This is a genomic window from Methanocalculus alkaliphilus (genome assembly GCF_024170505.1).
Taxonomy (GTDB): Archaea; Halobacteriota; Methanomicrobia; order Methanomicrobiales; family Methanocorpusculaceae; genus Methanocalculus; species Methanocalculus alkaliphilus.
In genome coordinates, this window is the sequence record NZ_JALJYG010000006.1 from 14,443 (window position 1) to 28,783 (window position 14,341).

At 53.7% G+C, this 14,341-nt stretch carries 13 protein-coding genes; 6 read left to right on the forward strand and 7 right to left on the reverse strand.

The annotated features are described in order from the left end of the window. Positions 1-49: 49 nt before the first annotated feature. Entirely contained in the window at positions 50-610 is a 561-nt protein-coding gene (locus J2T58_RS05740; RefSeq protein ID WP_253488141.1) for a TATA-box-binding protein, read from the forward strand. Between the two features lie 684 nt (positions 611-1,294). Beyond that, positions 1,295-1,672, forward strand: a complete 378-nt coding sequence (gene mreA / locus J2T58_RS05745; RefSeq protein WP_253488142.1) for an MreA family transcriptional regulator — start codon at positions 1,295-1,297, stop codon at positions 1,670-1,672. A gap of 2 nt (positions 1,673-1,674) precedes the next feature. Here the strand turns inward: mreA and rpiA are convergent, their stop codons facing one another. Together rpiA and surE are read right to left on the reverse strand one after the other, a co-directional pair. Then, a complete protein-coding gene (rpiA, locus tag J2T58_RS05750; protein ID WP_253488143.1) occupies positions 1,675-2,331 on the reverse strand; it encodes a ribose 5-phosphate isomerase A in 657 nt (218 codons plus the stop codon). A 38-nt stretch (positions 2,332-2,369) separates the two neighbouring features. Beyond that, a complete protein-coding gene (surE, locus tag J2T58_RS05755; RefSeq protein ID WP_253488144.1) occupies positions 2,370-3,149 on the reverse strand; it encodes a 5'/3'-nucleotidase SurE in 780 nt (259 codons plus the stop codon). Between the two features lie 78 nt (positions 3,150-3,227). Here surE and J2T58_RS05760 point away from each other — a divergent pair, with 78 nt between their 5' ends. Both J2T58_RS05760 and J2T58_RS05765 read left to right on the forward strand, forming a co-directional pair. Further along, entirely contained in the window at positions 3,228-4,112 is an 885-nt protein-coding gene (locus J2T58_RS05760) for an ATP-grasp domain-containing protein (protein WP_253488145.1), read from the forward strand. After that, positions 4,109-5,017, forward strand: a complete 909-nt coding sequence (locus J2T58_RS05765; RefSeq protein WP_253488147.1) for a hydantoinase/oxoprolinase family protein — start codon at positions 4,109-4,111, stop codon at positions 5,015-5,017. Before J2T58_RS05760 ends, J2T58_RS05765 begins: the two co-directional genes overlap by 4 nt. A gap of 80 nt (positions 5,018-5,097) precedes the next feature. Here the strand turns inward: J2T58_RS05765 and J2T58_RS05770 are convergent, their stop codons facing one another. Next, positions 5,098-5,682, reverse strand: coding sequence for a hypothetical protein (locus J2T58_RS05770; RefSeq protein ID WP_253488149.1), 585 nt, complete (start codon positions 5,680-5,682; stop codon positions 5,098-5,100). A 337-nt stretch (positions 5,683-6,019) separates the two neighbouring features. Here J2T58_RS05770 and J2T58_RS05775 point away from each other — a divergent pair, with 337 nt between their 5' ends. Together J2T58_RS05775 and J2T58_RS05780 are read left to right on the forward strand one after the other, a co-directional pair. Next, complete coding sequence (locus J2T58_RS05775; protein WP_253488166.1) at positions 6,020-6,889, forward strand: formate/nitrite transporter family protein; 870 nt, start codon at positions 6,020-6,022, stop codon at positions 6,887-6,889. A gap of 18 nt (positions 6,890-6,907) precedes the next feature. Further along, on the forward strand, positions 6,908-7,459 hold the full coding sequence (locus J2T58_RS05780) for a nucleotide-binding protein (protein ID WP_253488168.1): 552 nt from the start codon (positions 6,908-6,910) through the stop codon (positions 7,457-7,459). Positions 7,460-7,467: 8 nt separating this feature from the next. Here J2T58_RS05780 and J2T58_RS05785 read toward each other — a convergent pair whose 3' ends face one another. Genes J2T58_RS05785 through J2T58_RS05800 form a run of 4 tightly spaced genes read right to left on the reverse strand, consistent with a single transcriptional unit; the run spans position 7,468 to position 14,309 of the window. Further along, complete coding sequence (locus tag J2T58_RS05785) at positions 7,468-9,063, reverse strand: ATP-binding protein (protein WP_253488170.1); 1,596 nt, start codon at positions 9,061-9,063, stop codon at positions 7,468-7,470. Continuing rightward, positions 9,041-10,081 (reverse strand): DNA double-strand break repair nuclease NurA, encoded by a 1,041-nt coding sequence (locus J2T58_RS05790; protein WP_253488171.1) that lies wholly within the window; start codon positions 10,079-10,081, stop codon positions 9,041-9,043. The genes J2T58_RS05785 and J2T58_RS05790 overlap by 23 nt, the downstream gene beginning before the upstream one ends. Further along, entirely contained in the window at positions 10,012-13,179 is a 3,168-nt protein-coding gene (locus J2T58_RS05795; protein ID WP_253488172.1) for an AAA family ATPase, read from the reverse strand. Before J2T58_RS05795 ends, J2T58_RS05790 begins: the two co-directional genes overlap by 70 nt. Then, a complete protein-coding gene (locus J2T58_RS05800; RefSeq protein ID WP_253488173.1) occupies positions 13,176-14,309 on the reverse strand; it encodes a metallophosphoesterase family protein in 1,134 nt (377 codons plus the stop codon). Before J2T58_RS05800 ends, J2T58_RS05795 begins: the two co-directional genes overlap by 4 nt. Positions 14,310-14,341 lie beyond the last annotated feature (32 nt).

A 14,341-nucleotide genomic window follows, 5' to 3' on the forward strand; every position in this document is an offset into this window, starting at 1 on the left:
CATCCCCTCCTCGGAAGCGTTTATATACTGTATGGTGGTATTTATAAATATGTCATTCAATCCCGAGGATTCTCTCAAGATTGAAAATATTGTTGCATCGGCCAAAGTCTGTGATTCGCTTGATCTTCCTACCCTTGCCGCCGAGATAAAAGGTGCCGAGTATAATAAGAAGCGTTTTCCCGGCGTTGTACTACGTATGACAGATCCGAAGATCGCAGCCCTCGTCTTCGGGTCAGGAAAAGTAGTGCTGACAGGTGCAAAGAGTATTGAGGCCTTAAACCGTGGACTTGAGATCCTTGGAGGTCTCCTGCGGGATCTGAAGATTGATATTCCTGATGATCTCACCTACAAGATCCAGAATATTGTTACATCAGCAGATCTTGGAACACCAATCAATCTCAACAAGATTGCCGTCGGTTTCAACCTGGATCGGATTGAGTATGAACCGGAACAGTTCCCGGGCCTTGTCTACCGGCTGGAAGAGCCGAAGGTCGTCGTCCTCCTCTTTGGTTCTGGGAAGCTGATCATCACTGGCGGAAAACAGCCTGAGGATGCCCGGGGTGCGGTTCAGAAGATCCTGAGCGACCTCTCGAATCTTGGGATGATCTGATCGGAAGATCCCCTTCTTTATATCAATACATGCCGGAAAAGTACTGGTAATAATCTTAAAAAACTTTTTCTTACGACTGCCTTCTTCTGTTCTACATGGGTACAATACATCGAAGGATTTGCACTTGTATTCCATATGGTGTTCTTCGCATAACTTCTACAATGATGGAAACCCCTCGGTTTCGTTGCAGGTTATTTCACAAATTTAATATGGGTATTCAGGGGATCAAATCCATTCCTACGTGGATTGGTACGGGAAATCAGCCCTATTCCGGGTGTCATATTCATTGCAGTAATAATTGCTCTTTATGCAATATGTGGTCCGATAACTGGATACAGACAAAGAGAAGACCTTATTTCCACCAATTGAAGCACTCTGCTGACGTGTGGGATGGTAGGATCCAGTCAGCCTTCTCAATCCCGGGATCTCCGGAGAATTGGAGATCTTCAGTATATTCAGATAAAAGGCCGGCAATCTTGAAAAGAAGGGATAATTATCTTTTTTTATACCTAATGGCAACTACCTATATTTACCGGGCTATTGTTAAAAAAGAATATTAATAAAGAGAGCTGGATTCCAATAAAGAGCGGATACAATCTTTCATTGTATGTTTCAATTTATCGGATGGGATGAAAGATTTTATATATTATGGTGTATAAATAATGGTATACAAGGAGATGCAATATGGAATCAGGAGTATATGGAACGCTTACACCACTACAGGATGAGATGGTAAATCTCCTGGTTGGTGTAGGGCTGAAGAGAAATGTCGCGAAAGTACTGGTCTTCCTCTCAGAACTGCCTGAGGCGAGCTCACGTGAAATCGAGCGAGGCACGGACCTGCGCCAGCCTGAGGTAAGTATTGCAATGCGAGAACTTAAAGAGCAGGAATGGGTCACATTTCGTGAGAGCAAGACGGAAAATAAGGGGAGGCCTGTGAAGATCTACTCAATCGCGCTTGGACTCGCTGAGATCACCAATATCCTTGAGCAGAAGAAGCGGCAGGAAGCCGAGTCTCAGATATCGATGATCAACCGAATGCGTAAGTGCATCGAATCATAATCCTATTTTTTTCCGACGATAACCGTCGTCTTATCTGCATATTGTGTAAAGAGGCCTGAGGCCACGATACCCGGTATCATCGCCAGCTCCCTCTCAAGAGACTTCGGATCATCTATTCTCTCGAACTGACAGTCCATGATGATATTCCCGTTGTCTGACATGACCGGGCCGTCTTTGCCGGAGCCTGTCCTGATCCCGGCAGTGCCTCCGTGTTCGGCTACCCTCCTGATGACCGGCATGCAGGCGAAGGGGAGTACCTCAACTGGTATCTTCCCGTTGAGTTCATCCACGCACTTTGATTCGTCGGCAACAACGATGAACCGGTTCGCTGCATCGGCAACGCACTTCTCGCGCAGGTGTGCAGCTCCCCGTCCTTTGATCATCAGTTTTGCGGGATCGACCTGATCGGCACCATCAATTGCAAGATCAAGCGATGGATGGGCGTCCAGTGATGTAAGGGGAATGCCCATCTCAGCGGCCCTGAACGCCGCCTGATAGGAGGTCGGAACCCCGAGGATGGAGAGGTTCTCCTCTCTCATTCTGTGGATGATCCGCTCCATTGCATAGAGGACTGTTGATCCGGTTCCGATCCCGATGATCATCCCGTCACCGACGTATTCGGCTGCCCGATATCCCGCCTCCTGCTTTGCTGTATCCATGGGATCAGATATGATGGAGGGGGCTATCTACGTTGTTATCAACAGAACTGCTTCCTGATCTCATCGAATGCATCAGGTGCTGTACAGTCAAGGGTCACCGGGGTGAGCGAGATCCTTCCCTGCCGGACGGCATGGACATCAGTTCCTTCCTCTGCATCATCGACGAGCGGACCGTTGATCCAGTAGTAGGGCCGTCCCCTGGGGTCGAACCTCTCCTCTACGCCGGTATGGAAGAGTTTGTCTGCAAGACGGGTCACCTCATACCCTCCTCTGATCGTTGAGGGTATATTGACATTGAGAACATCTGCCCCTTGCGGGAATCCTGATTCAAGGATACGGGTACAGACATCGGCGACGACGTGCCCTATCTCATCATCATGGATGATCCCGGATCGGGGATCATCAAATTTCATCCCCTGATCGCTTACTTCAAGAGAGAATGCGATCGCCGGCGTCCCCTGATTCGCAGCCTCCAGTGCGGCTCCGACTGTGCCTGAGGTCATGATCGATTCGAAACTGAGGTTCTCACCGATGTTGATCCCGGAGACGACGAGATCCGGTTGGAGTTTCAGGGCATATAATCCGATGATCACCGCATCGGTCGGCTTTCCATCGACAGCATATGCATCAAACCCGTTGATGACCACCTTATGCAACCGGATGGGTTCAAAGATCGATATGGATCTCCCCACCGCGCTCTGCTGCGTGGATGGGGCGACGACCGTCACATCAGCGATCTCGGAGAGGGCCGTATAGGCAGCCCAGAGACCCCCTGAAGAGACGCCATCATCATTTGTCAGCAGGATTCTCGGTTTCATGAATATGAGTCCTCCCCACAGGAAGAAATATCCTTGTATCGGAAAAGCCTCATCATCGTTGTGGTTCTATCACTATGTATGAAGGTGCTCCTTGCAGAGTATACAACCCTGCATGAACCAGAACTCGCCTCTGAGGGTGAGGCTATGGTCAAAACGCTGAAGGCCAGCTTTGAACGTCTTGGATACGAGGTCCTCTCGCCTGAGAAGGGTGACTTTAAGAGCGAGGTACGTCGTCTTGCCGGGATCTGTGATTATGGCCTCGTCATCGCCCCGGATGATCTCCTTGCAGGCTTCACCCAGGAGATGGAGTGTATCGTCCACTCGGTTGGGACAAACAGTACAAATGCCGCCCTCTGTGCAAATAAAAGGCTTACCGCACGCCTTCTCTCCGATCATGGCATCGATGTTCCCCGTGAGGTTACATCCGGTCCAAGGGTGATCAAGCCGATCAAGGGGGTCGGTGCAAAAAATGTCCGGATCGCTGATGAAGAGCCGGGTGATGGCGAGTTTGGTCAGGAGTTTATTGAAGGGGATGCCATATCCGTCTCCCTGATCGCTTCACGGGTCGTTGGGGAGGCATGCCTCTGGTATAGTGGTGCAGCACCATGCATCCTTGCCATCAATCGGCAGAATGTCGAGATAAGGGATGGAAAGATGATCTATCATGGCGGTACGACGCCAATTGACCACCCCCGCTCGGAAGAGATTACCGCGATTGCAGAGAAGGTTGTGAAGATTCTTGGATGCCAGGGCTATATCGGGATTGATATGATCGTCGGGGATCGGATCGTCGTCGTCGATGTCAACCCACGGATTACAACAAGCCTGATTGGGATTGCCCATCTGATGGAAGAGGAGATCGGTGATCTCCTCATCAAGGCGTCCGAAGGACTTGCGCTTCCCCCTGTTCATCTGAAGGGGACCGTCTCTTTTGATACTCATGGAGGGATCTATCCGGAATGATCGGCATTGACATCGGCGGGGCGAACATCAAGATCGTCACCGGGGACGAGGTGGTCATCCGGTACTGCCCGCTCTGGGAGAAGGCGCCGCTTGGAGATATTCTTTCAGAGTTTGATGATGATGCCGCCGTCGTGATGAGCGGAGAGCTTGCCGACTGTTTCAACAATAAAACCGAGGGTATTCGTTTCATTGTTGATGCCGTCAGGGGCGCATTGCCGAAGGCACAGTTTTATGGCACAGATGCCGCATTCCATACAGAGGCGGTTTTGGATCTTGCTGCTGCAAACTGGCTTGCCTCGGCGGATCTCCTCAAGGACCGGTACCAGGATGCCCTCCTTCTTGATCTTGGAAGCACAACCGCTGATATCATTCCGCTGCAGCCTTTTCGGGAGCTTCGGGGACAGACCGATCTTTCACGCCTCCGGGCAGGATACCTCGTCTATTGTGGGATGCTCAGGACCCCCGTCTCCTCACTCGTCCGGTCGGCATGCATCAACTGGTATGACACCCCGCTCTCGACGGAGTACTTTGCCTCAGCCGGGGATGCCCATCTCGTCCTTGGGCATATCACTCCTGGTGAGTATACCGTAGCCACTCCTGATGGGAAGGAAGTAAACAGGGAGATGAGCCTCCGGCGTCTCGGCCGGATGGCCTGTGCGGATCTTGATGAGATCGGGGAGGAGGGGGCTGTAGCCATCGCAGAGGCCTTCTGGGATGCCCAGAAAGCCATCATTGGCGACGCTGTTGCCCGAACCGGAAGGGAGACGATACTTGCCGCAGGGATCGGTGCAGATCTCATCCACACGACCTTTGGAGGGATCAACCTCAATCGGGAGCTGGGCAGGTTTGCTGATGCACTTCCGGCATATGCGGTGAGGGAGGTGGCGATACGAGACGGTATCTGATTGCCATCGCCCTTATTACAGGGTCGGTTCTGGTAACCGCCCTCTCATTTATCCTTGGATATCCGTTCTTCTTTCTTCTTCTATTCATCCCGTTCCTCTTCCGAAGCAGGGCGTCTCTCCGGCGCTGTCCGCTCTGTGGGTGGGAGGGCAAGGGCGGCGAGCAGTTCTGCCCCTTCGACGGATCTCCCCTCAGCGACGAGTCCTGAGAGGGCAATGATGCAGTCTGGAACCGGTATTCCATACATATCTGTCGTACCCGGTTGTGGAAGTCTTTGGTATAAGCGGACTGTACCCCGATCAATCTTTATTCCAATTTCGGAGAGTATCCGTGCCGTCTTATGGAAGGGGTATCTGGCGGAGAGTGCGACGGTAAGATCGACGACCGGAACGCCATGGCGTGTACCTGGATAGAACGGCTCATCTGCGTACCAGAGCCGATTGCACTCCCTGCACCGGTAGCGTGTAATATAGACATTGATATCCCTGGTGGAATCCCCCCATATGAGCCGGGCAAACCGTTTCATTCTGACATCATGTCTCCGGAGGGGGCCTTTGCAGGAGGTACAATATCGATGTATCTCCGAGAAGCCCACTCCGTCGAAGACTGTGACCGATGAGCTGATCATCTCTGAGAGAAAGGGGGGTATCAGGATTTTTCGTGCCAATTCTTACTCATCTCCTGTAGATGTGGCAGGGTATCAGGGAAGGGCTGTTCGGATGATGGATTATCTGCGCGCAAGCGGGCATATACGGGATTATTAGGTAGATATCATAATAATCTCGATGGATGACCGGGGTGATTGAGGAGGTATTCGTTAACTTTTTAAGATAAATTACAAGATCTATATAAAGTAAACCCTGCATATTCATCAGTGTATCTCCTCACCAGAAACTATTTAGAAATGTTTTAATATTTGCTTTTAAAATCATCTCTTGTGCCTACTCCGAAGTGCTCAAACATTCGGGTGATAGGTGGGACATTACAAAGAGGTGTGTAGAAATATGGTATTTCATCCTCCAGTGCAGATTGTTGCAAAGGCGGGAGATGCAGGCAAGTATAAGGTAGGCCTGCCATGGTGGAACATGATTATGCGTGGATTTATGTCCGGCGCATACATCGCCATGGGTGCCGGCCTCGCAACCGTCTGTGGTACAGGCGTTGCTGACTTCCTCGGTCCTGGTTTCGCAGCCCTTATTCGTGGTGCTGTGTTCCCTGTCGGTCTTATTATCACCGTGCTTACCGGTGCCGAACTGTTTACAGGCGATGCGATGCTCGCTCCAATGGCTGCTTTTATCCATAAGATCAGCTGGGCAAGTGTCTTTAATCTCTGGATATGGGTCTATGTTGGAAACGTCATCGGTTCGCTCCTTTATGCATATCTGATGGCCTATGGTCCCCTGACAAACTGGGATGCCACAGGAGCCGGTTCAGCCAGTGTATTCGGGGTGACTGCGGTCAGTATAGCGTGGGGCAAAGTGAATTATGCCGGTGGAATGGCGATGTGGTCGCTCTTCCTCAAGGCTATCGGCTGTAACTGGCTCGTTAACCTTGCTGTGCTTCTCGGTATATGTGCAGATGATGCCGTTGGTAAATTCTTCGGTATCTGGTTCCCGATCATGGCTTTCGTTTCAAGTGGACTTGAACACAGTATTGCAAATATCTACTTCATCCCTGCAGGAATCATGGTGAAAGGATTCCTGACCCCGGAGCAGCTCGCTGTTCATGCGGACAAGGTTGTTGACTTAAACTGGATGACAATGTGGACAAACAACGTCATTCTGGTGACAATTGGAAACACCATCGGTGGATTGTTCTTCGTTGGTGTCATCTACTGGGTAGCGTTCCGCAAGGAGATCGCTGCACTGAAGTAAGTCTGGTAGTGTTAACACATGAAGATAGGAAACATTACGGTGAGGTTGTCGATCGCCCATCTGGGCGTCTTCCTCTTCTTCACCGGTGTTCTCCTCTTCGCTTTTTTTGATTCCGGAATGGATTATTCCCTCTTTGTCTGGGGAATTCCGACACTGCTCCTCATTCTGACGATCCCGCTTGCCATGAACTATATGAGCCAGAGCCAGTATCGCGATCTCAGGCCGATGTATGAGTCAGAAGCAAAGACGATTAAGACGAATCAGATCTCAGAGGCGTTGATCGGCAAACCGGTTCGTCTTGAAGGCGTCATCGAACGTGTCCACTTCAAATTCCTCAACAGGCCACAGTATCTTCTCGGAGATCGTACCGGGGAGGTATCGGTGAAGATGTTCACCAATCCTGAAGAGGATGTGGAAGTGGGTGATGTGGTTATCGTTCTCGGATCTGTTATCCGGCGATACATAATCACCGGCGACCCGGTCGTCAATGGAGTCTCCATCCGGAGAAAGGTGAAAGAGAAGCCGGTAGAGACAGAACAGAATGAGAAGAAAGAGAAGAGGCGGAAGTAACGCCCTTTTCAAAAACTATTCCTTAAACCATCCCTAATCGGGTCCGTCTTCTGCATCGCAGGCCTTGTAATAAACGTATCAAATGCATGGATTCTGCAGCTGATCGGAAACGGAACCGAGAGGGTGCTGATCACTGCCTCTCCCCGCTCAAGGGTCTGTATCTCGCCGTCAAGAGGGGTGAGATCCTGTTTTGCACTCGATGCGATCATTGCACGATCAGATTTGTCTGAGAGGCCGAGGACGACGTATGTATTGATCTGGGCAAGGATTCTGGGATCGATATTCTTCGGCTGCTGGGTGATGACACAGAGCCCGATACCGAACTTTCTTCCCTCCATCGCACACTCCCGGAAGACTGCCGTTCCCCGCCCCGGACCGAGGACCCGTTGCGCCTCCTCAATGGCGATGAGGATCTGTTCCGGTGGTGTATCATCATCTGCTCCGAACCCGTCGTTCCTCCTTTCATTGAGGAATGTCCGTGTGAGGAGGGAGAGGATGAAGAGCTCAGACTGCTCCCGCATACCCGGTATGTCGATTAAGACGACCTGCGACTTCGCAAGGGCGGAACGGATCGCCTGGATCGATGAGCCCGTTCTCCTGAAGAAGGGGTTCTGCCTGGTGAGGATCTCCAGCTTCCTCTTGACTGATCGGAGGGATGTTTCGTGAAACTCCTTCAGTCTTCGGGCGGTATCCTGATGGGCTCCGGAGTAGCTCTCGTACCAGTCCTCGGTGAAGTCGGTTGATCCGAAGAAGTCGATCATCCGGGAACCGGAGAGATCACCGATCGTCTCAAGGATCTCTGTCTGTGCCTCTGAGAATTCAAATATCGGATAGAGATCAGATGGGCGGAAATCATCATAGGCAATGCTGAGAGTGGATGCGCCGTAATCCCTGATCTCCTTCTCATTTCGTGTCGAGAAGATGGCAAGACCGTCCCTGGCCGCTTTGTAATGGGTGAGGCCGGGATTCTTTCCCCCACCCGGGCTCGGGCGCCCTTTCAGATATTCGCCATGGGGATCGACCATCAGGAGGCCGAATGGCCGTGTCTTCATACAGGATGCGGAGAAGACCTTCATGAAGTTACTCTTCCCCATACCGGTGGTCGCAAAGACACCCATATGCTGGGTGAGATCATGTGGATGGAGGCCGACTGCTGCGGATTGTATCGTTCCGGTTCCGTTCCGGACAAGACCGACCTCGATCTCCCCCATATACTCGTTCAAAAAGACAAAATCCTCCTCCTCTGCAGGCCGGATCAGGGAGAACTTCGTCGGTATCGTCTTCGGCTTCCTGAATCTCCCCTTCTCGTCCAGATAGCCAAGCGGTGTTGCTTCAAGGAGAAGAAAGACATCCTCACCAAGATTATAGAAATGACCGGTATGAGGCCGGGTATCCCAGTTTGCATCGGCAAAGTTGCTTGCATGCTGCATCCCGGTCACCTTCGCATAGAAGGTGATCTCCTTCCTGGTATCCCGGACGACGAGGAGATCGCCGAGGTGGATCTCGCTTGTGTACGGGACAGCACACCTGTAGTTCAGCACATTCTGACCGATGAGGCGAAACTTTGCAGAATCGCCTGTATCAATATCGATTAAGTTCGTCATGGTAATCTCCGGTAATCTCTTCAAACTCGTCATATCTGATCGACTGGGTGGCACATCCCGCTATGATATCATGCCGGATCCGCTGTACCTGATCAGATCGGATCGCAACCTGCCGGTGGGCATCCATCAGGGGATAGGGATAGCCCGTCACCCTGCCATCTCCCGCATAGGAGGCGAGGGCTGAGAAGACAGCAGCGGTCTCCTCATCGGAATAGCCGGATGGAACGGTGACCATAAACGCACGCTTCGCGGCGTGATGCAGGCAGGTGACGAAGACCTCCCCGAATCTCAGGTACCATGGCCCCCTGACTCCGAGCAGCCCCGCACATTTCATCACCGCAGGGACGAGCGGATGGGTCTCATCCCATGTGGCAGAGGCGTTTTTTGTGACGGCGGCAAGGAGAAGACCCCGATCCCGGCAGGTTGAGATAATCTCCCTCAGCACCTCACGGTGGGCAGGGTGTTCGGCGTACAGGGCACCGTCAAGCAGCAGAAGGCTGCCGGGGGATGCCTCACGTGCAGCGATGAGGGTGAGGCCGTACTCGATGGTATCCCGAAACGCAGCCTCTGCCGCAAGGGTGTCGCCCTTCTGGAGCTCTGTATCAGGGCTTCTTTCGAAGAACTCCAGATATAACTCGGCAAAATCCTCGTCCTGCCCCTCACCAACCCGGCAGAGCCGCCATGGAGTGAGGCTGAGCCGATCCCGGTCCTGATCCAGGTACCGGGTGAGGGCACCACGGCAGGCGATGATGGAGAAGAACGGGGTCTGATAGACCGTTGCATTACTCCCATCTACTGCTGACACCGGGCGTTCGGGACCTGTCTGAACAGGGATGAAATCATCCGGCCGGATACCCATCCCTTCGGGGAGGCCGGCTCCGGGTTCATCCCCCCTTCGTCGCCTGATATCCGAGATGATCCTGATGAGGTCCTGGATATAGGCGCCGTTCACGCTCCCACCTCGGTGGCGGTGCTGGTCAGATCCGGCTGCTCCTCCACCCGTATCGTCGTCTGGCACTCCTCCTGGACGCCCTCGATATGAGATATCAGGAGGATCTGGGGGAAGTGTGCCTCCTGTCTTCTGAGGGCGCGGATCAGGTGTTTTCTCCGTTCATCATCCTGGCTCCCGAAGATCTCATCAAAGATCAGCACCGTTGCATCACGGATCCGGTGTGTGGCGGCGATATGCCGTGAGAGGGCGATTCTGAGAGCGACTGCAATATCATCCTGCTCGCCACCCGAGAACCGGGAGGCAGGGTAGTCTGCGCCTGCCTCATGCACCCTGATGGAGAAGTCATCATCGATGGTGACATGCTCATACCGACCGTCGGTGATGAGCGAGAGGATGGCTCCCACCTCCCCTTCGATCCGTCCCCGGACCGATCCGATGAGGTGCTCGGAAAACTGCTTCAGGATTGTTCCTGTCGATTCGAGGAGGGCCTTCTCGGAGAGGATCTCTTTGCGGAGTCGTGCCAGCTCCCAGGCCTTTGCTATCGACTCCCTGATGCGGGTCCGATTCTGGCGGGCTTTTTCAAGGAGGACGGTGCAGGTACGGATCTCCGTATCTGACTGTTTTCTCTGTATCCGGAGCGCCTCCCCCTCACTTCGGGCCTCTTCGACCTCCGATGGAATATGGGCGAGATGAGCGAGTTCCTCCTCCAGTCTAAGGATATCTGCTGAAAAACTCTCCTTCTCTGTGTTGAGAGCCTCAAGCCCCGCCTTCACCTCCGGAATACGCTCTACTCTTCCCTTGAGCGAGAGGTACCTGTCGTGGAACGTGACTGCTTCCCTGTACGCCTCTTCTGCCTGTGTATAGGCACCTGGATCAAATCCGATACGGTCAATCTCTTCATGAATGGAGGCCCTTCTCCTGGTAAGGAGTTCCCTTTCTGATTCAGTTTTTCGCAGCTCCTCCTCGACCGTATCCTTCCCGGCGATGATGGCTCCCTGCGTCCGGTACTCCTCATAGAGGGGCTCAATTGCAGATATATTTCTTTCAATGGCTGCCATTCCCTCTTCTGAATATCCCGATGAAGCGGTTTTGGTCTCTGCCTCTTCAAGACGGCCAAAGAGTGCCTCTGCCCGCCCGGTGAGGGTCTGCTGCTCAGCCTCTATCATTGGGAGACGACGGATCTCATACCGGGCGGTGTCCCTCTCTCCGGTGAGCCGGGCGTACTCCTCCAGCCGGCGTGCAAGATCGTCAGAGTCGATCCCCTTGCCTGAGAGCAGGGTGATCTTCTCGTCCAGATCCGCATGGTGAGTGGCAGCCCTCTCACACTCTCTCGTCCGCTCCCCGATCCTCGCCTCGAATCCGGCAAGTTTCCGCTCTGCCTCATTTGCCAGTTGAATCTTCTCCTCAGCCTGGCGAATGGCAGCTTCCTCCTCCTTGATTTGTTTCTGAAGAGATCCCTCTTCCCGGGTGAGTCTCAGATCATCGGCACGGGTTGCACTGATCTGATCCAGAAGGCGTCTCCGTGCCTCCTCATAGCTCTCCCGAAGTGGCTGGCTGCAGGTCGGGCAGAGGCTCTCTTCCCCCGCCGCCTCAAGTTCAAGGAGATGCCGCTCTGCTTCAGCCTGCACCTCTCTTCCTCGGCTCAGTTCTGCCTGGATGGTGGCGATCCGTCTTCTGGATTGATCGAGGTTCTTCTGAACGGCAGTGAGCGTACCATGTGCCACCTCTCTCTTGAGTACTTCGGCAGCCAGAGGTTCGGCAGCGAGTGTCAGCTTCCGGATGTCCGCCTCGTTCTCCTCAATCTCTCTTCTCACCCGCTCCCGCTCAGCGGATAAGCGTTTGGCCTCAGCATACCGTTCCTTCTCTTCAAGGATTCCTTCATAGGAGGTGAGCTCTTTCTCTACCGTCTCAAGTGCCTTGAGACGCTCAATGAGCCCCTCCCGTTCGCGGCGGAGTGCCTGGCCCCGCTCACCAAGAATCCTGATCTCAGCCTCGATGGTGGCCGCCTCCTGTCTTGCGGCATGATAGATCCCCCTCGCGGCCTCCATATGCCTCCGGTCCGCCAGCAGCTGTTCCCTTCGTGCAGGAACATCTTTGAGGCTGGTCATCACCTCTTCTGCCTTCCGGATGCGGTCTCTTTGCTCAGCAAGCCGGCCATGAACCTTCTTCAGATCATCGAGCCTCCTCTCTGACTCTCTCAGGCGGAGGGCCGCCTCCTGGTGGGTGTCACGCGCCTCTCTCAGCTGTTCGGCATGATCCCGAATCTCCGGGTAGAGAAGTTCCTTCTCTGCACAGATCGCATACTCAGCCATCTCCTCTTCAAGAGCAGCACATTCAGCTTCAGCCCTCCTGATGGCTATGGTCAGCTCGTTGAGCCTCTCCTGCTTATGTCCATGCTTTGATCCAAGCTCAGTCCTTATCATCATCTTCTGCTGAAGCTCTTGTGATTTTTTTGCATGTTCTGTTTCAAGAGAGGTAATCTCCTCCTCCTGACGGTTCAGAGCCGCAAGGTGAGCAATGTACTCCTCCTCACGCACCCTCTCCTCCTCATCTTCGGCAGTGAGGCGGTCTGGATCGATCTCCTCAAGCCGTCCGGATACCAGGGTGATTGTTCCCTCGAGCTCCCGGATCTCGGATCTGATCTGCTCCCATGCGCCATCGCGGATCCGCTCGATCCCAAGTGCCCGCATAAACCATCGTTTCCGCTCAACCGGATTCTTATCAAGCAGTGCCAGGAGATCCTTCTGGGGAGCATAGATCGTTGTCCTGAAGTCAGAAGGCCCCATTCTGAGGATGCCAATGAGTGCATCCCGTACCGGACTGACCCCCTGGGCGATGAGCCGTCCATCCCCGAAGTGGAGGGAGGCATCATGGCTCGTGGTCTTCGTCTTCCGGAATGTCCGAAGGACCGAGTACCGCTCACCCCCGGTGGAGAAGTCGAGGCGGACCTCGCATGACTCCTTCGGCCCGGCTCCTGCACTGACGACGAAGTCGGCATCGATCCCCGATCCTGAGATCCCATAGAGGGCAAAGACGATCCCCTCCATGATACTGCTCTTACCTGCACCATTACTCCCGACGATCGCGGTTATTCCATCCCTGAAGAAGAATTTCTCGTCTCTGTATCGCTTGAAGTTCTTCAGATGCAGCCCTTCGAGGATCATTCCGTATCCGCCTCCTCGATGACCGAAGAGAGGACCGCTGTTCCTTTCTGCAGGACGAATGCCTCGGTCTTCTCCGGGAGTCCCCTCTCTTTTACAAAGGTGGCAAACTCTTCCTGTATATTGAACGCGGCGGTATCATGCCGCTCCCCGGTGACGAGATCCTCTGCCGTCAGTGTCCTGATCCTGAGATCGAGGAGCGGCTCACGGAGGCGTGCGAGCTCCCTGCCTGCGATGGCACGTGCCGTCTCCTTCCGAATCCCGAGGAGGCTGATCTGCGCCATCGGCATCGGACTGGTGGTGATCGCCCCGATTCGATCCTCGATAGCCTCAATCACCTCCGCAGCACTGAGATCCTCAGCAGATATCGATCCGAGATCGATCATCGGGGTCTTTGGGAGGGGGAGGGGGGTGACGGACTGACGCCCGGGATCGACGATGAGCCCCCCTTTCGTCTCATGGATCTCACCATAGGTCAGATACTCGGATGATCCCGAGTACCATGCGCGAGGGCCGATCCGGCTCTGGTGATGATAATGGCCAAGGGCAATATAGTCGAAGTCGCCGGTCGTCATCGTCGGATCGATCTCATGTTCGGCGACGGTTGCCAGACGGCGATCCCGGATATCACTGGCCAGTCCATGGGTGACGAGGATATTGTGATGGCCCGGACGTCGCTCGATCTCGTCATATGCGGCTCTGTATGCCTCCGGCCTGAGCATATTGGGGATCAGGTGAAAGACTGCATCTCCAATCTCGACCGCCTCGTACCGGAACTGGTATGCCATATGCACCGTTCCGGGGTAATATTCAAAGAGGGCGAACGGTGCGCGTGTATACCGGGTCTTTGGAATACTGTGGTTGCCTGCGATTGCTACAAGCGGGATTCCTGCCTCAGAGAGGATCTCAAGTGCCTCAAATGCAGTCACATATGCCTGGGTCCTGGGCTTCACCGAGTCGAAGAGATCCCCTGCATGGAGCAGCACATCCGGCCTCTGCCTGCAGATCTCATGGATGGATGCAAGAAAGTTATCATAAATCTGCTTCTCCCGGAGGTTCATGCCCGTCTCCTGATCGATCCGGGAGAAGGCCGTCGCCCCGAGATGGGTATCGGCGATATGGATGATCTTCATTCTTTGTATCTTCAACCTCTACGGAATTAAGC

Bases quoted from the DNA above. Each gene is read 5' to 3' on its own strand.
- J2T58_RS05740 (WP_253488141.1), top strand. From the start codon at position 50: ATGTCATTCAATCCCGAGGATTCTCTCAAGATTGAAAATATTGTTGCA.
- mreA (WP_253488142.1), top strand. From the start codon at position 1,295: ATGGAATCAGGAGTATATGGAACGCTTACACCACTACAGGATGAGATG.
- rpiA (WP_253488143.1), bottom strand. From the start codon at position 2,331: ATGGATACAGCAAAGCAGGAGGCGGGATATCGGGCAGCCGAATACGTC.
- surE (WP_253488144.1), bottom strand. From the start codon at position 3,149: ATGAAACCGAGAATCCTGCTGACAAATGATGATGGCGTCTCTTCAGGG.
- J2T58_RS05760 (WP_253488145.1), top strand. From the start codon at position 3,228: ATGAAGGTGCTCCTTGCAGAGTATACAACCCTGCATGAACCAGAACTC.
- J2T58_RS05765 (WP_253488147.1), top strand. From the start codon at position 4,109: ATGATCGGCATTGACATCGGCGGGGCGAACATCAAGATCGTCACCGGG.
- J2T58_RS05775 (WP_253488166.1), top strand. From the start codon at position 6,020: ATGGTATTTCATCCTCCAGTGCAGATTGTTGCAAAGGCGGGAGATGCA.
- J2T58_RS05780 (WP_253488168.1), top strand. From the start codon at position 6,908: ATGAAGATAGGAAACATTACGGTGAGGTTGTCGATCGCCCATCTGGGC.
- J2T58_RS05785 (WP_253488170.1), bottom strand. From the start codon at position 9,063: ATGACGAACTTAATCGATATTGATACAGGCGATTCTGCAAAGTTTCGC.
- J2T58_RS05795 (WP_253488172.1), bottom strand. From the start codon at position 13,179: ATGATCCTCGAAGGGCTGCATCTGAAGAACTTCAAGCGATACAGAGAC.
- J2T58_RS05800 (WP_253488173.1), bottom strand. From the start codon at position 14,309: ATGAAGATCATCCATATCGCCGATACCCATCTCGGGGCGACGGCCTTC.